The 17908-nt window shown below is 61.6% G+C and carries 16 protein-coding genes; 14 read left to right on the top strand and 2 right to left on the bottom strand.

The window, feature by feature from the left end; genetic code table 11:
• Positions 1-14: 14 nt before the first annotated feature.
• Positions 15-1388, bottom strand: coding sequence for an NtaA/DmoA family FMN-dependent monooxygenase (locus O6760_RS03640; RefSeq protein WP_269584124.1), 1374 nt, complete (start codon positions 1386-1388; stop codon positions 15-17).
• A 174-nt stretch (positions 1389-1562) separates the two neighbouring features.
• Positions 1563-2234, bottom strand: coding sequence for a class I SAM-dependent methyltransferase (locus O6760_RS03635; RefSeq protein ID WP_269584123.1), 672 nt, complete (start codon positions 2232-2234; stop codon positions 1563-1565).
• Between the two features lie 283 nt (positions 2235-2517).
• On the opposite strand from O6760_RS03635, the gene O6760_RS03630 reads away from it, so the two are divergent.
• The 14 genes from O6760_RS03630 to O6760_RS03565 all read left to right on the top strand — a co-directional run bounded on the left by O6760_RS03630 (position 2518) and on the right by O6760_RS03565 (position 17904).
• Positions 2518-3654 carry a prohibitin family protein gene (locus O6760_RS03630; RefSeq protein WP_269584122.1) on the top strand — a complete coding sequence of 379 codons (1137 nt, stop codon included), beginning with the start codon at positions 2518-2520 and terminating at the stop codon, positions 3652-3654.
• A gap of 97 nt (positions 3655-3751) precedes the next feature.
• Positions 3752-4333 (top strand): YcjF family protein, encoded by a 582-nt coding sequence (locus O6760_RS03625; RefSeq protein WP_269584121.1) that lies wholly within the window; start codon positions 3752-3754, stop codon positions 4331-4333.
• The gene (locus O6760_RS03620) at positions 4330-4509 is read left to right on the top strand and encodes a hypothetical protein (protein WP_269584120.1); all 180 of its coding nucleotides are present in this window, start codon (positions 4330-4332) and stop codon (positions 4507-4509) included. The genes O6760_RS03625 and O6760_RS03620 overlap by 4 nt, the downstream gene beginning before the upstream one ends.
• 337 nt (positions 4510-4846) lie before the next feature.
• The gene (locus tag O6760_RS03615; RefSeq protein WP_269584119.1) at positions 4847-6529 is read left to right on the top strand and encodes a sensor histidine kinase; all 1683 of its coding nucleotides are present in this window, start codon (positions 4847-4849) and stop codon (positions 6527-6529) included.
• Positions 6526-7854: a sigma-54-dependent transcriptional regulator gene (locus O6760_RS03610; RefSeq protein WP_269584118.1), complete on the top strand. Its 1329-nt coding sequence runs from the start codon at positions 6526-6528 to the stop codon at positions 7852-7854. The genes O6760_RS03615 and O6760_RS03610 overlap by 4 nt, the downstream gene beginning before the upstream one ends.
• The gene (locus O6760_RS03605) at positions 7851-9086 is read left to right on the top strand and encodes an ABC transporter substrate-binding protein (RefSeq protein WP_269584117.1); all 1236 of its coding nucleotides are present in this window, start codon (positions 7851-7853) and stop codon (positions 9084-9086) included. Before O6760_RS03610 ends, O6760_RS03605 begins: the two co-directional genes overlap by 4 nt.
• Before the next feature lie 249 nt (positions 9087-9335).
• Positions 9336-10661 (top strand): ABC transporter substrate-binding protein, encoded by a 1326-nt coding sequence (locus tag O6760_RS03600; protein WP_269584116.1) that lies wholly within the window; start codon positions 9336-9338, stop codon positions 10659-10661.
• A gap of 145 nt (positions 10662-10806) precedes the next feature.
• Positions 10807-11703, top strand: a complete 897-nt coding sequence (locus tag O6760_RS03595; protein ID WP_269584115.1) for a branched-chain amino acid ABC transporter permease — start codon at positions 10807-10809, stop codon at positions 11701-11703.
• The gene (locus O6760_RS03590) at positions 11700-12680 is read left to right on the top strand and encodes a branched-chain amino acid ABC transporter permease (RefSeq protein WP_269584114.1); all 981 of its coding nucleotides are present in this window, start codon (positions 11700-11702) and stop codon (positions 12678-12680) included. Before O6760_RS03595 ends, O6760_RS03590 begins: the two co-directional genes overlap by 4 nt.
• Position 12681: 1 nt before the next feature.
• Positions 12682-13482, top strand: a complete 801-nt coding sequence (locus tag O6760_RS03585; RefSeq protein WP_269584113.1) for an ABC transporter ATP-binding protein — start codon at positions 12682-12684, stop codon at positions 13480-13482.
• A complete protein-coding gene (locus O6760_RS03580; RefSeq protein WP_269584112.1) occupies positions 13482-14138 on the top strand; it encodes an ABC transporter ATP-binding protein in 657 nt (218 codons plus the stop codon). Before O6760_RS03585 ends, O6760_RS03580 begins: the two co-directional genes overlap by 1 nt.
• An 8-nt stretch (positions 14139-14146) precedes the next feature.
• Positions 14147-15319, top strand: coding sequence for an iron-containing alcohol dehydrogenase (locus tag O6760_RS03575; RefSeq protein ID WP_269584111.1), 1173 nt, complete (start codon positions 14147-14149; stop codon positions 15317-15319).
• Between the two features lie 76 nt (positions 15320-15395).
• Positions 15396-16346 carry a cyclase family protein gene (locus O6760_RS03570; RefSeq protein ID WP_442969849.1) on the top strand — a complete coding sequence of 317 codons (951 nt, stop codon included), beginning with the start codon at positions 15396-15398 and terminating at the stop codon, positions 16344-16346.
• Between the two features lie 73 nt (positions 16347-16419).
• Positions 16420-17904: an NAD-dependent succinate-semialdehyde dehydrogenase gene (locus O6760_RS03565; protein WP_269584109.1), complete on the top strand. Its 1485-nt coding sequence runs from the start codon at positions 16420-16422 to the stop codon at positions 17902-17904.
• Positions 17905-17908 lie beyond the last annotated feature (4 nt).

Genomic DNA, 17908 nt, shown 5'->3' with positions numbered 1-17908 from the left:
CGGAGCCATCCAATTCAGCTTTGCAGCCCAAGCCTCTGCCTGAGCGTCAGCGGTTCTTGCGCCGCCTCTCGTACATGTCCCCGTTCGCGCAGGATCGGCACGACGGACCGGGAAAATTCGTCGAAACTCCCGGGGAAGTGGGTAGGTGTGATCACGAAGCCGTCGCAGGCGCCCTCAAGGAAATAGCTTTCCAGCTGGTCGGCCACCTGCTCCGGCGTTCCAACCAGGCGCGGCGTCGAGGTGCTGCGCGCCATGCGGATGGCGATGTCCTTGAGCGTCCAGGTCCGGGTCTCGTCTTCCTCGCGAATCCGGTCGAGCCAGGGGAAGGCTGCACCGCCATCGACGGCTGCCCTGTTCGAGGAGGGCCCGGCGGTCTGCTCGAGCACGTCATCAATCGGGGTCTCCGGATCGTAGCCGGTTGCGTCGCGGCCAATCATTCCGGACAGAAAGGCGATCGCCACGTCGGGATGGATGATCTCGTCAAGATAATGGGCCCGCGCCCGCGCGATCTCTTCCGTTTCGCCGATCACCGGCTGCACGGCCGTCAGCAGGAAAATCTTCTCCGGATCCCGGCCTCTTTCAGCCGCCCGTCGGCGCACATCGGCACGCAGTTCGAACATGCCCTTTGCGTCGGCCTGGATGGCGAATATGACATCCACCCACTTGGCGGAAAAATCGCGGCCGCGCGGCGACACGCCGACGCTCATCAGGATCGGTTCCCCTGCCGGGCCGGCCGGCAGCGACAACGGCCCGCGCAACTGGAATTGCGCTCCCGTGTGATCGATCGTGTGGACCTTGCCGGTGTCCGCGTAGACCCCGGAGGCCTTGTCGGCAACCACCGCGCCGGGATCCCAGGATTGCCAGAGCTTCCGGCAGATCTCCAGTGTCTCTTCAGCCCGGTCATAGGATTCCGGTGACGTGAGTTTGGGGAAATGCCCGAAATTGTGCCCGTTGCTCGGGCCGGCCGAGGTCACCACGTTCCAGGAAATGCGTCCCCGGCTGAAATGGTCAAGCGTGCTCAGAGTGCGCGCCAGATGATAGGGCTCCATGAAGGTCGTCGACAGGGTGACGGTAAAACCGAGCGATCGGGTCACCGACGCCATCAGACACACCAGTTGGCTCGGGTCATGGCGAATGGCCCCTACGGCACCGTGTTTCAGGAATGTTTCGTAATCATCGTTCAGCCCGGTCGTTACGCTCAGGGACTCGGGAATGAAGGCAAGATCGAAACCGCCTCGTTCCAGGGTTATGGCTGTATCCTTGAACAGGTCCGGATCACAGAAATCGGTCTCGCTGTAGGGGTGTCGCCACATGCCTGCAAAGTGGCTGCCCGGGACCAGGATATAGCCGGCGAGAAACATACGGCGCTTTGCAACACTTGAACTCAAATCACCCCCCTGAAGGCATTTCAATGGTCGTCTGTTGACTTCTTAAAGTTGCAATCCCTCCAGTGTGCACAACCGTACCGCAACGGCAATCCCCATTAAATACATGAATTTCTTTCCAAAAAATCTTAATTTTTCTTAACTATTACAGGTAAATAGTGACAATATATAATTTTACTAAACTCTCTTGAGTACACGAAGTGTATTTCCGTAGAAAAGTCTCGGAATGTTTTTGCTTTCGACAAGCTCGAAACCGGCGTTGATGACCTGCTTTTCCACGTCCGCTGTCTTCACCTGTTTCACCCACTCGCCGGAAAAGATGAGGTCATCGAGATTGTGCGCCAGTTTGCGCCAGAAAGGACCCTCGACCATGTCCTTGAAAAGAAACACGCCGCCCGGTGCAACGCGCCGTATCGCCTGTGCAACCGCTTGTGCGCGCGCGCCGTCCGGAACGTGATGAAGGACATCGACCATTGTGACCACGTCGAACAGGGCGTCGGGCAATTCCTGAAAATCCTGTATCCGCCGAAAGGATACGGCGTTTCCCCTGCCGGTTCGGTCCGCGGCCGTTCTCGCGGAAGCAAGCGCGCCCTCATGGACATCGCAGCCGACAGCCTCCTTGATCCGTCCGGCGGCAAGGAGGATGGCCAGAAGGGCACCATTGCCGCAGCCGACATCAAGGACCCTGGCATCCTGGGGAATGTGCCGCTCGATGTGATCGAAGGGACAGACATGGGGCCGTGCCGAAATCAGCCTGCGCAGCAGCCCGGGTTCATAGTCGTACAGGTCGAAGAGGAACCGGCTCAGGTCCGGCCGGCTGAAGCTGAATGATCCCGATTCGGAAGACACGCATCGCTCCTTCAGCTTGCAACCAGATGCCGTTCGGCCGCTGGCGGGATTAACCATAAGTTGTCATGACGCATGGCAACGCACGTAGACTTAAGCAAATTATGATCCCGTTGCCTAGCGCAACAATCGCGCTTGCCACACCGGGGTTTTCTTGCAAATCTGCTGCGGATGGCATTGACAGGATCCGCCGGAACACATTGAGAGATCTTGTTTTTGTTCAGGCCGCCAACCGCAGGGCCAGTCGGATTACCCGCTGGGCGGGGTCATTTCCAGGGAGCGCCGGATGAGCGTTGCGGAAGACGAAATCGAGGCCCCGAAGGCAAAACCGCGCAGGGTTCACAGGCTGAGCCGGACGGACAAGGCGATCGCCTACTTTCTGCTGTTGGGTTTCGTGGCCATACTGCTGTGGCCGCTGACATTCTTCGTAGTCGGTCCTGGTGAAGTCGGGGTGCTGTTCAGAACCCTCACGGTCGGCACCGAAACCGAATTCGTCTATCCGGAAGGCATTAATGCCAAGTGGCCCTGGAACCGGATCTACGACTACGAGATCCGTGTCCAGAAGCAGGATGAAACCGTCCACGGCCTGGCCGCGGACGGGCTTCGCATCACCAGCGACATTTCGATCCTGTTTCATCCGAAAGCCGAAAATGCCGGCAAGCTTCACAAGGCCATCGGACCGCAATACGCGGAACGGTTTGTCCGTCCGACAGCGGTGGAGGCGGTCCGCAACACCATCGGGAAATATGATCCGCACGAGCTCTATCAGGTCGACCTGACCCAACTGGAAAAAGAAGTGATGGAGGCCATCGATGCGAGCGAGCAGGATCTCGTCATCTTCGACCAGATCATCATCCGGCGGATCCAGTTGCCCAAGGAGCTCAACCAGGCGATTTCCAGGAAGCTGACAGAGGAACAGAATGCGCTTGCCTACGAGTATGTCCTTGAACAGGCCCGCAAGGAGGCAGAGCGCAAACGTATCGATGCGATCGGCTACCAGACGTTCTATTCGATCGTCGCCGATGCGCTCACGCCGCAATTGCTGACCTGGCGCGGCATCGAGGCGACGGTCGAACTTGCCCGGTCCAACAACAGCAAGGTCGTCATCGTCGGCAGCGGCAAGGACCAGTTGCCGCTCATCCTTGGAAGCGATATCGCCAAACAGCCCGAATTGCCGTCGCCCGCACCGGTCGATCCACAGCGATACCAGTTGCCGGACTTCAACAGTTTGCCGAAACTTTTCCCCAGCGCATCCATGGAGCAGGACAGCCAGGATGGCGAGGAGGACCGGGACGGCGAGGAAAATGCTTCAAGCGACACCGGGGAAAGCGGCACGGAAGCGTCCCAACCCCCCGAAACTGGCGGGTCGGCTGGCGCGCCGGAAGGCTCCAACACGGATAGGCAGCAGGAAGAAGTCAGGTAGCGCACTGATTGCAAGATTGAAATCGGACCGCAGTCGGGCTACCCTCACGTAGAGTTAGTAGCCGGGTGCTGCCGAGCTGGTAGAAGGAATATGTGAAATGACGACGAAGTCCACTCGCACAAGTTCCACGAAGACAGGCCCCAAGGACAGTGTCGACGAAGCTGAAAAGCTTGCCGAAAGCGCCCGGCAGGAAGACGACGCGCCGCTGAGCGCCGAGGAGCGTTCCCAGCTTGCCGAAAAGATCATTCGGGATCATGTTCTTGTTGGAACCGGTGCCGGCCTGATCCCGATTCCGATCTTCGACCTTGTGGCCGCCATTGGCACACAGCTCAATCTGATCCGGAAACTGGCGACGGTCTATGACGTGCCGTTTTCCGAAAACCGGGCCAAGACCGCGGTGACGACCCTCCTGGGCAGCCTCGGCGGTGTCGGCGCGGGAACCTTCATCGCCTCCAGTCTCGTCAAGACGATCCCGGTGCTTGGAACAGCGTTGGGAATCGCGGGTGCCGGAGTGACGCTCGGCGCGTTCACCTTCGCGGTCGGGAAGGTCTTCCAGCAGCATTTCGAGTCCGGTGGTGATGTTCTGAATTTCGACGTCAGCGCCTACAAGGACCATTTCAAGAAGATGGTGAAGAAGGGCGAGGAGCTGGCGGAAGAAGATAAGCCGGAAGCTGCATGATGTATGTAGCGCCGCTCATCATCTATCTGGTTCTGTGCGTCCTGGTCGGCTACCGGGGGCGGGAGACCCGACTGGGGTCTTTCGGCTGTTTCCTGGCAAGTGTGATCTTCACACCGGTTCTGGTGTTTGTCGTCCTTCTGCTGACGGAGCCGCCTCCTTTCCAGTCCCAGAAATAGGTCGCCGGCCGTCCCGGGTGGTGATGACGGTCCGCGGCAACATGAACAAAAGGCAGACTTCGGGAAGAAGCTGCCTTTTTTCATGAGGACAAGCACGGGGAAACGCGTTGCGCCATCGCCGTGCGATGCTGTCTTTGCGGCAACGACCGTCCTCTCTCGTTTCCCTGGCTTCATCCCGGTTTACCTGCCGATGCCGGTGTCTGCCCTGGGCGGAGGCATCGAACCCGGCCTTGCCGGTTGAGACAACTTTGAGCGGTTTCCGCTCATGAATGCGGTCGGGATGAATTGACCCGGCACCTGCTTGGCATACTCTGCCCCTGGGAGGACAGGCAGTTTGATGCCATTCAGAGCCAATCGGCTCAATCTCGCGAGGAGGTATCTTTGGGGTGCACTTGTTGCGGCCCTGATTCCGCTCGTGCTCATTGCGACGCTCTATGACCGCTACAGCGCCAACCTTGTCGACAATCTCATAACCAACCGCGTGAACGCCCATCTTGAGGGGGCCGCGGTGCGCATGAGCAATTTCATGGCCGTCCAGGTGAACAAGCTGGAAAGCATCGTCGACCTCCCGGACACGACCGATTTTTTCCTCGACCGGGACAACAACGCAATATCGCCGCTCATGCGCGACTTCCTGCTTCTCGAGGTCGAGAGCCCGGATGTTTACGCCATCGAACTCTCCAGGGTCTCCGGTGAAACCATCGCGACGGTACCGGCCAACAGGGCGCGCAGGAGGCCGAACGACCACAATCTCCTGCCGCTGGTACAGCAGGGGGCGGTCGAGATCCTGGGGCCGGTTCTGCCAAGCGGCGGCCGGCCGGGATGGTTCCTGATCCGCATGCCGGTGTTCCTGAACCAGGAAAGGATCGGCATCGTTTCGCTGCGCATGCGGCTGTCCTCACTGACGGAACTCGCCGCGCAACTGATCGAGCCTGGCGTCTACAACCCGCAGATCGTCGTGTTCGACAGGGTGCGCCTGACGCCGGTCGGAACCAGGGCGGAAGAGGCGGAAATCTTCGCGCGCTCCCGTCAGTTCCTGCCGGGCTGGCGCGTCCAGCTCGTCGATGGGGGAGGAGACCTTGAAGAGCCCAGGGACCGCATCCGCTACGTCCTGCTGATCGCGGCCGTCATATCGGCCCTCGGTCTTGTCGTGCTCTTCCTCAAGATGTCCCAGCGGCTTTCCAGTTATCTCGTGCCGCTGAACGAAGGGGCCCAGGCCATTGCCGACGGCAATTTCGGCATGTCCGTTTCCGAGGACGGGCCGGGCGAACTGGGCTCGCTGGCCCGGTCCTACAACCGCATGCGGGAACAACTGGAAAAGCTGATTGCCTCCAGGGTCGAGGTCGAACGGCGGGCGGCACTTGGCGGCATGGCGGCCGGCATCGCCCACGAGATCCGCAACCCGCTGGCGACGGTGGTGACAACGGTGCACGGCCTGAGACGCAACGAAAAGGATGCGGAACGGCAGAGGATGTTCGAGGTCATTTCCGCGGAGATCACCCGGGTGGACAAGACGATCGGCGAGTTCCTGAACTATGCCAAGCCCAGCCCGCCGGTCCGTGAACCGGTCTTGATCCGCGAGGCTTTCAGGACCATCCGGACGCTGCTGGCCACGACCGCGCACGAGAAAGACATCGTGATCGACCTGTCCGGCGATTCCAGTCTCCAGCTCGACATCGACCGCGCCCATTTCAGCCAGATCCTGTTGAACCTGACCCTGAACGGAATCGACGCAATGCCGGCGGGGGGACACCTGAAACTGCGTGCCTACAGGGAGGGCGGCAACGTGGTCGTCAGCGTGGCGGATGACGGGGCCGGCATGGACGCGGACACCAGGGACAAGGTGCTGCGTCCGTTTTTCACCACACGCGGCAAGGGGTCCGGCCTCGGCCTGCCGGTAACCAAGCAGCTTGTTGAAACCAATGGTGGCGAAATGAGTATCGAGAGCGAGGTCGGTCACGGCACGACGGTCACGCTGGTATTTCCCAGGAAAGAAGCTGCCACGGGGAGAACGGCATGAGCAGCCCGAATGTCCTGATCATCGATGACGAAATCAACCTGACCCGGTCCCTCGCCTTCACGCTGCGACAGGCGGGAATGGAATGTCAGGAAGCCCATAACGGGCATATCGGCTGCAAGATCGCGCAAAGGGAAGCCCCGGACATCGTGTTGCTCGACGTGCGCATGCCGGGAATGGGCGGGCTGGAGGTGCTGGACTGGTTCAGCGCGGAATTGCCGGAAGTACCGGTCATCATGATGTCCGCGCTCGACGACACGCAGGACGCGGTTACAGCCATCAAGATGGGCGCCGTCGATTACGTGTCGAAGCCCTTTGATGTCGATGAACTGATCCTCCTGCTCAACGAGACCGAAACACGCCGGCAGCTTGAATCGGAAGTCCGTTACCTGCGCGAGCAATCGATCGAATTCGACTTCATCGGAGGCTATTCGGGGATCACCCGCCTTCGCCAGGAGATCGCGGCGATAGCGGCGAGCAACGCCCAGACCATCTTCCTGTCGGGCGAAACCGGAGTCGGCAAGGCGGTCGTCGCCAGGGAATTGCACAGGCGCGGCAGTGGCCTGGAGGCACCGTTCGTCGAGGTGAACTGCGCAACCCTGCCGGTCAACCGGATCGATGCGGAACTTTTCGGGGCGGAACGGGGCAACGGGGCGATCTCGCGCACGCGTGGCCTGGTGGAAATCGCAGACGGTGGAACGCTCTTTCTCGACGAGATCGGAGAAATGCCTGTCGAGGTGCAATCCAAGCTGCTGCATTTCCTTGAAACGCGTTCCTACCGCGTCTCCGGAAGCAGCCGGGAACACTACGCCGATGTCCGCGTGATCGCGGCAACCAACAAGGATCTTGCCGCCGCGGTCACTGACGGGACCTTCCGGCAGGACCTGTTCTTCCGGCTCAACGGCGTGCCGATCGCCATCCCGCCGCTCAGGGAACGGGAAAAGGACGTCGAATTGCTGGCGGCGCATTTTGCGGTCAAATACGCCCGGTCTTCCGCGGTGACGCCGATCGGTTTCGACAAGTCGACACGCGAATTCTTCCGCTCGTATGACTGGCCCGGAAATGTCCGTGAACTGAAAAACCTGGTCGAGCGGTTGTCGATCCTCTATCCGGGCAAGACCGTGACGGCGGATCTCCTGCCGGCGGAAATCAAGTCCGTCGAACCCAAGCCGGCGCTCTCCATCGAGCAATCGATGGAAAATGTCGAGCGTGACCTGATCAGGGACGCGCTCATGAGATGCAAGGGCAAGAAAGGCTTGGCCGCCGACCGGCTTGGCATCTCCCGTCACGCGCTCAAGCGAAAGATGCAGCGGTTGGGTCTGGCATGAGAAAGGTCTTCCTGATCCTTGTGGCCTTTGCCGGCTTGGTCCTGGCGTTGCCGGTTACCGCTGACGATGAGTTGCGGGTGAAGGCCGGTTGCCTCTATCCGTTGACTGGCCCGGGGGCGCTTTACGGACGCGACAGTGCGGTCGCCATCAAGCTGGCGCAGCAGACGCTGGAAAGCCGGAAGGATCTCGGATACCCGCAAATCGATGTCATCATCGAGGACTCCCGCTCAAAGTCACTGCGTTCGCTGCAGATTGCCCGCAGGCTGGTCGAGGAAGACCAGGTCGATTTTCTCTGCGGCGTCGTCAATTCCAGTGTGGCCCGTGCGGTGTCCGGTTTCGCCCGAGAGGCAGAAGTCTTCTTCATCGGCACCGATCATGCGTCTCCGACGCTCACCGGCGAGGATCTCCACCCCTATTACTTCCGCGTCAGCAACGACACGCGCCAGTCGATGCGCGCAGGTGCAAAATACATCCAGGAGACCTATGGCGGGCGGGCGGAACCGTTGAAAATCGCGTTCATCGGTCCTGACTACGAATATGGCTACCAGGCCTGGGATGATCTGAAGACCTTCCTCGCGCAGCAGGACATGGACTTCGAAGTCACCGGCGAGTACTGGCCGAAGGTCTTTGAGACCGACTTCACGCCCTACATCCAGCACCTGATGGCAACGCCGACGGATGTCGTGGTCAACGGCCAGTGGGGGCTGGATTTCGTGACATTCGTCAAGCAGGCGGAACAGCTCGATCTATTCGGCCAGGTCGAGTTCATGAATTTCGACGCCGGCGGGAACTACGAGGTGCTGGCGGAACTTGAAAACGACATGCCGCTCGGGCTGGTCCTGTCGGCCCGGCACCACGTCAACTGGCCGCCAACGGACGCCAACCGGGACTTCGTGGAAGCGTTTCGGGACGAGGCCGGCCGCTATCCAAGCTACGCCGCACAAGGCGCCTATGCCGGCATTCTGGCCATCGCCGAGGCCGTCCGCCAGGCCGGAGGTGTCGGTGACAAGGACAGGCTGCGGGAAAGTTTCAGGCACTTGTCGCTCGCCCTGCCGGAAGACCCGGAAGGGTTCCGCTCGAAGATGGACCCGGACAGTCACCAGATGCTTCAGGTCCAGGCAATCGGCAGGACAATCTACAACAACAGCTTTGCACCGGCGAAGGTCATGCTGGGCGACTGGCGGATCTATTATCCGCCGGACGACTGGCCGGTCCTTGGTGACGGCAGCTGAATTCGCCGTTTTCTCCGTATGAGCGCTCTCCGCGCATGATTGACGCCAAATGAGCGCATGCCGCTCATTTTCCGTGCGGCCTCCCATGGTCCCGAGCCGCCCGAACCTGAAAACTCCACGGTGTGCGTTGACAGGCGCACAGGGAGGAAATTCGCATCGTGAACCGCGGACCCGGGCAGCTCGCACTGCCGGACCGCAGTGTTTGCGGGTGCCTTTCCTATTGAAAAATCGAGTGGAGGAGGACTGATCATGGTATCAGGCAAGCCGGGTGCGCACGCGGGTGCAATCCGTAAATCACGCAATATTCTCATGACGGCAACGGCGATTGGACTGGCTTCGGTCCTGGCCGCTGCCGGTCCGGCGCAAGCCGAGGACGAACAGGTCAAGATCGGGTTTGTCACCTTCCTGTCCGGCGGCGCCGCCGGTCCCTTCGGCGTTCCCGCGCGCAATGCCGCCGAGCTGATGATCGAGGCCGTCAATGCTGGCTCCCTGCCGGCTCCCTATGACAGTGCAGGCCTTGCGGGCAAGCAGATCGATGCCCTGTTCGTTGACGAAAACTCCAAGCAGAAGAACGCCGACTACCAGAAGCTCGTCGAAAAGGACGAGGTCGACATGGTTCTGGGCTACATTTCCTCCAGCAGCTGCAAGGCCATTGCCCCGGAAGCGGAGAAGGCGCAGAAGCTGACGATCCTGTTCGACTGCGGCACGCCGCAGATCTTCGAGGAAATCGTCACCGACCCGAAATACACCTTCCGCACCGGCGCCCATGCGACCATGGACAATGTTGCTGCGGCCCGTTACCTGGTCGACACCGGCGCCAAGACCGGGTCCTACGCGGGCATCAACCAGAACTATGCCTTCGGCCAGGATTCCTGGCGCGACTTTTCCGCGGCCATGTCGCAGGTCGCTGCCGACGCCGAAATCGCCACCGAGCAGTTCCCGAAAATCTACGCCGGCCAGTACGGCTCCGAGATTTCTGCCCTGCTGACCGCGAAGCCGGACGTGGTGCATTCCAGTTTCTGGGGCGGGGACATGGAAGCTTTTGTCATCCAGGGCTCCACGCGCGGGATTTTCGAACGCGCCAAGGTCGTCCTGACGACGGGTGAGACCGCAATGCACCGCCTGGGCACCCAGATGCCGGACGGAACCGTGATCGGCGCCCGCGGCCCGCATGGCGACCTGGCTCCCGAGTCCGAACTCAACAGCTGGTTCCGCAAGGCCTATTTCGACCGGTTCGGCACGCTGCCGACCTATCCTTCCTACAAGATGGCGCAGGCCCTGCTTGGCGTGAAGGCTGCCGCCGACAAGGCCGGCAGCACGGATCAGGACGCGGTGATAGGCGCGCTGCGCGGGCTGGAATGGGAAGGCCCGAGCGGCAAGGTCTCCATGGCGCTGGCCAATGGTCACCAGGCAATCCAGGGCACGGCCTACGGCACCTACAAATACGACAAGGACGCCGGCAAAGCGGTCCTGGTCGATGTCGTGCGCTATGGCGCGGAATGCGTGAACCCGCCGGCCGGGATGAATTCCATCGACTGGATCAACAGCGGCTTTGAAGGCGCGAAATGCGACTAGCCGCCAAACCGGAATAGTCAGGGCCTCCCTCCCGGGGTCTTCGCCCTGACAGCCTGCCGGGTCCCGCCTCCATTGCATTGCACGGGACCCGGCCTTTTCCGGTGACGGATCGCGTCATCAAACCAGGAATGTTACGGAGATTTGAATGTTAACCGCTGTCGCGATTGCAGTGGACGGGCTCGGCTTTGCCGCGTGGCTCTTCCTGTCATCGGTCGGTCTCACGCTGATCTACGGCGTGATGCGGATTCTCAACATCGCCCATGGCGGCTTCTATGCTCTGGGGGCCTATACCGCCGCATGGGCCATAGGCCTCTACACCCAGACCGGTGACACGATCGCGCTGACCTACCTGATCATCCCGCTGGCCGCCCTTGTGGCCGGGGTCGTTTCGGGGCTTCTGGTCGAGCGCGGCATCCTGCGCTTCATGTATGGCCGTGACGAAGTGCTCATGGTTCTCGTGACCTATGCGATCTTCCTGATCTTGGAAGACGCGACAAAGCTGATCTGGGGAACGGATTCCTACATTTCCTACCAGCCGGCCTACTGGCTGGGGACGATCGATGTCTTCGGACTTCCCTACACTATCTACAAGTTCCTGATCATCGGCGTCGCCCTCGCCGTGGGGGCCGCGCTCTATGGCGCCCTCAACCACACGCGCACAGGCAAGCTCCTGCTCGTCGTCATCGAGGACCGTGAGGTCAGCCGTGCCCTCGGCATCAATGTGACGCTGTTCTTCACCGTCACCTTCGTCATCGGCGCGACGCTGGGTGCGCTGGGCGGGGCCCTGACCGCGCCGGAAATCTCGGTCGTGCCGGGCATTGGCGCGGAAATCATCGTCATGGCCTTCGCGGTCATCGTGATCGGCGGCATGGGCTCGATCGGAGGCGCCATGCTGGGCGCGCTGATCGTCGGCTTCTCGCGGGCCGCCTTCGTGCATCTCTATCCGCCGGCGGAACTCTTTTCGATCTATCTCGTCATGGCGGCCGTGCTCGCGGTCAAGCCCTACGGACTGTTTGCTCTCGCGGAAAGCAGGAAGATATGACCAAGTCCTTCGACAAAACGGAGTGGGGACTGCTGCTCGCGCTGCCCGTCCTGATCTGCCTGACCTTCGTCCTGCCGGCCTGGGTGGTCAACTACATCCACGTCTCCCTGGGAACCGGTCTGGTCGCGCTCGGCGTCATGATCCAGATGCGGGCCGGCCTGGTCTCCTTCGGGCAGGGCCTTTACTTCTGCGTCGGTGGTTACACCGCCGGCCTTGCGGGGAAGTTCCTCGGCATTTCGGACCTGTTCGCACTGCTCGTCCTGGGCCTCGTTGCGAGCGTCGCCATTTCCTTCGTGCTGGGTTTCCTTCTGCGGCGCTACCGCGAGATCTTCTTCGCGATGCTGAGCCTCGCGGTGTCGATGATCCTGTTCGGCCTGCTCTCCAGCACCGAGGAACTCGGCAGCACGGACGGCTTCAACCTGCCGCAAGCCACCTATCTCGGCTGGGCACCGGAAGGCGACCTGGGCGAAACGGTGCTTTATGCGGCCACCTGCGTTGTCACCATCCTGCTGGCCTTCGGCCTGAACAGGATCCTGCGCAGCCCCCTCGGTTACATCAACGAGGCCATCCGCGAGAACGAACTGCGCGTGGAATATCTGGGCACCTCGGCACGTCAGGCGGTTCACATCACCTACGTGATCGCCGCGGCGGTCTCGGCGACCGGCGGCGTCTTGTGGGCGCTGGCTCTCGGGCATGTCGATCCGGAAATGACCAACTGGACAACGTCCGGCCAGTTCGTTTTCGTCTCGATCCTCGCCGGCGTGGGCAACATCGCCGCCCCGCTCATCGGCACGTTCATCCTGGAAATCGTGCGTGTCTACGCGGTCGAGATCTCCCCGAACACCTGGCAGATGATCCTGGGCACCTTGATGCTGCTGACAATCGTGTTCCTGCCCAGGGGACTTTGGTCCCTGACGGAGACGGCAAGAAAGAAAGCCGGGTCGAACGGATCCGCGCAAGTCGTGGCGGGAGAGTGACATGACAACAATTCTGGAAACCAGAAACCTCGAACGCACCTTCGGTGCCGTCGTTGCCGCCAGGGACATCAACATCAGGATCGGGTCGGGCGAAGTCCTCGGAGTGATCGGTTCGAACGGCGCCGGAAAGACGACCTTCGTCAACATGGTCACCGGCTACCTGCCTCCGAGTTCGGGAGACATCCTGTATCGCGGCCGCCCGATCACCGGAAAACCGACACGCGAGATCATGCGGCTCGGCATTTGCCGGTCCTTCCAGATCCCGCAGCTGTTCCCGGAAATGGATGTCCTGGACAACATGCTGATCGCGCTGACGATCGCCAAGCAGGTGAGGCCAGTCCTGTTCAGACCCGCCATCGATCCCGCGCTCGAGCAGGAAGCGATGGCGTTGCTCTTAAGGTTCGGCATCGACCGGTACGCGCAGCAGGAAATCTCGACCCTGCCGCAAGGCGTGCGAAAGCTGGTCGACATTGCCATGGCAACGGTGTCCGACCCCGACCTCCTGTTTCTCGACGAACCCACGAGCGGGGTCAGCGCGGACGAGAAAATGGCCTTCATGCGAACGCTGATCGACGCCCTGAAATCGACCGATACGGCCGTCCTGTTCATCGAGCACGACATGGAAATCGTCGAGGCGTTCTCACCGCGCTGCGTCGCGTTTTACGAGGGCACGATCCTGGCCGACGGCCCGACCCGGGAAGTTCTCGACGATCCCAAGGTGCGTGAATTCGTGATCGGCAGCGAGTTCCACCGCAAGGCCGACGAAGGTCCGCAAGCCACCACTGGTAACGGAGCTGCCTGATGCTGCAGATAGACAATCTCGACCTCTCCATCCAGCGTGTTCCGATCCTCAGGGGCGTCAGCATGGACATCGACACCGGCACCACGTGTGGCCTCATCGGCCGGAACGGCGCCGGCAAGACCACCTTGATGCGGGCGGTCATGGGATTGCTCGCCCTGGAAGGCGGATCGATCCGGTTCAACCACGCAAATCTGCATGAGGCGAAGGCCCATGAACGGGCCATGCTGGGCATCGGCTATCTGCCGGAAGACCGGCGCCTGGTGCCGCATTTCACGGTCGAGGAGAACATTCTCGTTCCCCTTTGGGCGACGGCAAATCCCGATCGGTCTCGCGTCAAGTGGGTTTATGACCTCATGCCGGAAATCGGCCGGTTCGCCGACCGCAAGGCGATGACGCTCAGTGGCGGACAGCAGAAGCTGGTTGCCCTCGGGCGGGCGCTCGTCTGCGGCTCCAACCTGTTGCTTCTCGACGAGCCGTTCGAGGGGGTCGCGCCGGCGCTCGCCAAGCGGCTGATGGAAGTGATCGCCGACCTGAAATCGGAGCATCTCACGGTGCTGATTTCGGAGTCCGACTACACCCATTCCGAAGATGTCGTCGACAAGGTCTATTCAATCGAACGCGGCCAGATCAGCCGCATGAACGCCCTGGCGGCGTGAGGTGCATCATGGATGATTTCACTTTCAATACCACGCCCTCCATCAGGCTGAAGAGAGGGGGCGCGGCAGCGCTTGGCGAGATGCTGGACGGCATGCCCTTTGCCGCACAATCGCGTGGCGTCCTGTTCGTCACGGATCCCGGCATCCTCAAACTCGGCCTTGCCGACGCGGCGATGGCCAGCCTCAAGGCATCGGGCTTCGAGGTGACCCTTTTCGACAAGGTGGAAGCCGACCCCAGGGCGGAAACCGTGCTGGAGGCCGTGGACATCGCCAAGGCCGCGGGCTGCGCCTGTATCGTCGGGTTCGGGGGCGGCAGTTCGATGGATGTGGCCAAGGTCGTCGCCCTGCTGTGTGCTTCTGACCAGCCTCTTGACGCGGTCTACGGGGTCAATCAGGCAAAGGGAACACGCCTGCCGCTGGTGCTCGTGCCGACGACGGCGGGGACCGGCTCCGAAGTGACTGCGGTTTCCATCCTCACCACGGGCACGGAAGAAAAGAAGGGTGTCGTCTCGCCGATCATCCTGCCCGACGTCGCCCTGCTGGACCCGGACCTCACCATCGGCCTGCCACCGCACATCACCGCGGCGACCGGTGTCGATGCCATGGTGCACGCGATCGAGGCCTACACCTCGCGCAGCGCCAACAACAACCCGGTTTCACGGATGCTCGCCCGCCAGGCGCTCCAGCTACTGGGAGCCAATATCCGCGAGGCGGTGACGAATGGCGGCAACGCGGAGGCGCGGGGCAACATGCTGCTCGGGTCGATGCTGGCCGGACAGGCCTTTGCCAATTCGCCCGTTGCGGCGGTTCACGCGCTGGCCTACCCGGTCGGCAGCCTGTTCCACGTCCCGCACGGGCTGTCCAACGCCCTGGTACTCGCGGAAGTCATGCGTTTCAACGCGCCCGAATGCGGTCCCGCCTACGCAGAACTCGCGCCGCATGTGTTTCCGGATATCGCGGTGGACCGGTCCAGTCAGGCAATCACGGCGGACTTCATCGACAGGCTGGCCGGTCTCAACCGGGATCTCGGCCTGGAACCGGGACTTGGCCAGGTCGGCATCACGGCCTCGGACATTCCGAAACTTGCCTCCGACGCGATGAACCAGACCAGGTTGCTTGTGAACAATCCGCGCGAAGTCCGGGAGGAGGATGCCGTGCGGATTTACGAAGCGTCTCTCTGAAACGAGGGCGCTTTCGCGGCGGGAAAGCGGTCGCCTGCCAAACCTGACTAGTCTCGGCCGCATCCGATTGGGAGGAATGAGAATGAAAACCCTGTTGCTGACCGCGGCCCTGTGCTGCGGACTGACGAATGCTGCGCTGGCTGACGACTGGCACACGTCGCCCTGGGGACCTGAAGACGAGATCGGCGCCGCCAACCTGATCACGCCGGAAAGCGTGCTGGACGCCGCCAAGCTCGTGAAAACCGGCAAGACCTACAATCTCGGCATTGTTGTCGGCAAGGACACGCCGGCCTTTTCACCCCGCTCGATGAGCATCACCGTGCTGCAGCCCAACCAGATCACGACCGAGGGTCTGGGGACCAACGGGATGACCTACAACGACGATATCTTCATGGGCTGGCTCGGCATCGGTCCGCAGATCGACGGTCTGGGCCATATCGGCATCAAGCACACCTACTACAATGGCCTGGCCGGGGCCGATGTTGCCAAGGCCGACGGTCTGGCGAAGCTCGGCCTGGAAAAGCTGCCGCCGATCGTCGCACGCGGGGTCATGCTCGACATGGCCGCCTTCTATGGTCAGGACATCGTCAAGGAAGGCACCGCCTATACGAAGGACGACATCATGGCGGCCGCCAAGGCCCAGGGCGTCGAGCTGAAAAAGGGCGACGTCGTTCTGTTCCATTCCGGCTGGCTCGACCTTCTGGACGGAGAAACGCCCGACCATGACCGCTATGTGAAGGTCGAGCCGGGTCTCGGCATCAGCGGGGCGGAATACCTGGCCGAAATCGGCGTGGTCGCGGTTGGCGCCGACACGTGGGGGCTCGAAGCGGTTCCGTTCGAGAACGGTGCCGACGGCGTGTTTGCGGTTCACCAGATCCTCATTCCGCAAAACGGCATCTATATTCTGGAAAATATGGACACGCGCGCCCTTGCCAACGACAAGGCTTATGAGTTCATGTTCGTTCTGGGAGTCACCCGCATGAAGGGCGCCGTTCAGATGATGATCAATCCGACGGCCATCCGCTAGACCGGGGACCAGACAATCCGGCCCCGCCCTCTTGCTTTGAGTGCGGGGCCAGCGACAGGAAAGAGAAAGAAAGATGCCAACGACCTCGGAAAACCTGACTGGGCGCCTGAAACGCCAGGACCTGTTGTGCTCGGAGGCCTTTGTGGCCGGCAACTGGGTCGGCAAGGCCACGACGGAGGAGCAGTTCGAGGTTACCAATCCGGCAACAGGCGACGTGATCCTGAAACTGCCGGACCTTGGGGTGGACGAAACCAGGACAGCGATCGACGCCGCCCATGCCGCGCAGAAGGACTGGGCGGCAAGAACCGGTAAGGAACGCGCCGCCGTCCTGCGCAAGTGGTTCGACCTGATGGTGGCGAACGCGGATGACCTTGGCGCCATCCTGACCGCGGAAATGGGCAAGCCACTGGCGGAAGCCAAAGGCGAGATCCTCTACGGCGCCAGCTTCATCGAGTGGTTTTCCGAAGAGGCCAAGCGTGTTTACGGTGATGTCATTCCGGGTCACCAGGGCGACAAGCGGATTGTCGTTCTGAAGCAGCCTGTCGGTGTCGTCGCCTCCATCACGCCCTGGAACTTCCCCAATGCGATGATCGCCCGCAAGGTCGCCCCGGCCCTTGCCGTCGGCTGCGCGTTCGTGGCCAAGCCGGCCGCCGAAACGCCCTTGTCCGCGCTGGCAATGGCCAGGCTTGCCGAAGAGGCCGGCGTCCCGAAAGGGCTGTTCTCCGTGATCACCTCGAGCAAGTCCGCCGAAATCGGCCAGGAATTCTGCTCCAACGACAAGATCCGCAAGATCACCTTCACCGGCTCCACACAGGTCGGACGGATCCTGCTGCGCCAGGCCGCGGACAAGGTGCTCAAGGCGTCGATGGAGCTGGGCGGTAACGCCCCCTTCATCGTCTTCGACGATGCCGATCTCGATGCCGCGGTCGAAGGCGCCATGATCTCCAAGTACCGCAACAACGGCCAGACCTGCGTCTGCGCCAACCGCATCTATGTGCAGGCCGGTGTCTATGACGCCTTCGCCGAGAAGCTTGCCGCTGCTGCCGGTGGGATGAAGGTCGGCGACGGCTTTGAGGAAGGGGTCGTGGCCGGTCCTCTGATCAGCGAAAAGGCGCTGGAAAAGGTCGAGGACCACGTCGCCGACGCCCTGTCCAAGGGAGCGCAGATCCTGACGGGCGGCAACCGCCACGAAAAGGGCGGGACCTTCTACCAGCCCACGGTCATGACCGGGGTTACGAAGGACATGAAGGTCGCCACCGAGGAAACCTTCGGCCCGCTTGCGCCGCTGTTCCGGTTCGAGACCGTCGAGGATGTGATCGCACAGGCCAATGACACGATCTTCGGCCTGGCGTCCTATTTCTACGCCAACGACCTGTCCCGTGTCTGGCGGGTGGCTGAAGCGCTGGAATACGGCATGGTCGGCATCAACACGGGGCTTATCTCGACGGAAGTCGCCCCCTTCGGCGGCGTCAAGCAATCCGGCCTCGGCCGCGAAGGGTCGAAATACGGCACCGATGACTTCACCGAGATCAAGTATCTCTGCTTCGGCGGGATCTGACCGC

This window comes from Roseibium sp. Sym1 (assembly GCF_027359675.1).
Classification (GTDB): domain Bacteria; phylum Pseudomonadota; class Alphaproteobacteria; order Rhizobiales; family Stappiaceae; genus Roseibium.
The sequence above is the reverse complement of the archived record's forward strand: the minus strand, read 5'-3'. Positions and strand labels throughout refer to the sequence as shown.

Coding starts and splice junctions, on each gene's coding strand:
- O6760_RS03630 (WP_269584122.1), top strand. CDS start 2,518: ATGAGCGTTGCGGAAGACGAAATCGAGGCCCCGAAGGCAAAACCGCGC.
- O6760_RS03625 (WP_269584121.1), top strand. CDS start 3,752: ATGACGACGAAGTCCACTCGCACAAGTTCCACGAAGACAGGCCCCAAG.
- O6760_RS03620 (WP_269584120.1), top strand. CDS start 4,330: ATGATGTATGTAGCGCCGCTCATCATCTATCTGGTTCTGTGCGTCCTG.
- O6760_RS03615 (WP_269584119.1), top strand. CDS start 4,847: ATGCCATTCAGAGCCAATCGGCTCAATCTCGCGAGGAGGTATCTTTGG.
- O6760_RS03610 (WP_269584118.1), top strand. CDS start 6,526: ATGAGCAGCCCGAATGTCCTGATCATCGATGACGAAATCAACCTGACC.
- O6760_RS03605 (WP_269584117.1), top strand. CDS start 7,851: ATGAGAAAGGTCTTCCTGATCCTTGTGGCCTTTGCCGGCTTGGTCCTG.
- O6760_RS03600 (WP_269584116.1), top strand. CDS start 9,336: ATGGTATCAGGCAAGCCGGGTGCGCACGCGGGTGCAATCCGTAAATCA.
- O6760_RS03595 (WP_269584115.1), top strand. CDS start 10,807: ATGTTAACCGCTGTCGCGATTGCAGTGGACGGGCTCGGCTTTGCCGCG.
- O6760_RS03590 (WP_269584114.1), top strand. CDS start 11,700: ATGACCAAGTCCTTCGACAAAACGGAGTGGGGACTGCTGCTCGCGCTG.
- O6760_RS03585 (WP_269584113.1), top strand. CDS start 12,682: ATGACAACAATTCTGGAAACCAGAAACCTCGAACGCACCTTCGGTGCC.
- O6760_RS03580 (WP_269584112.1), top strand. CDS start 13,482: ATGCTGCAGATAGACAATCTCGACCTCTCCATCCAGCGTGTTCCGATC.
- O6760_RS03575 (WP_269584111.1), top strand. CDS start 14,147: ATGGATGATTTCACTTTCAATACCACGCCCTCCATCAGGCTGAAGAGA.
- O6760_RS03570 (WP_442969849.1), top strand. CDS start 15,396: ATGAGAATGAAAACCCTGTTGCTGACCGCGGCCCTGTGCTGCGGACTG.
- O6760_RS03565 (WP_269584109.1), top strand. CDS start 16,420: ATGCCAACGACCTCGGAAAACCTGACTGGGCGCCTGAAACGCCAGGAC.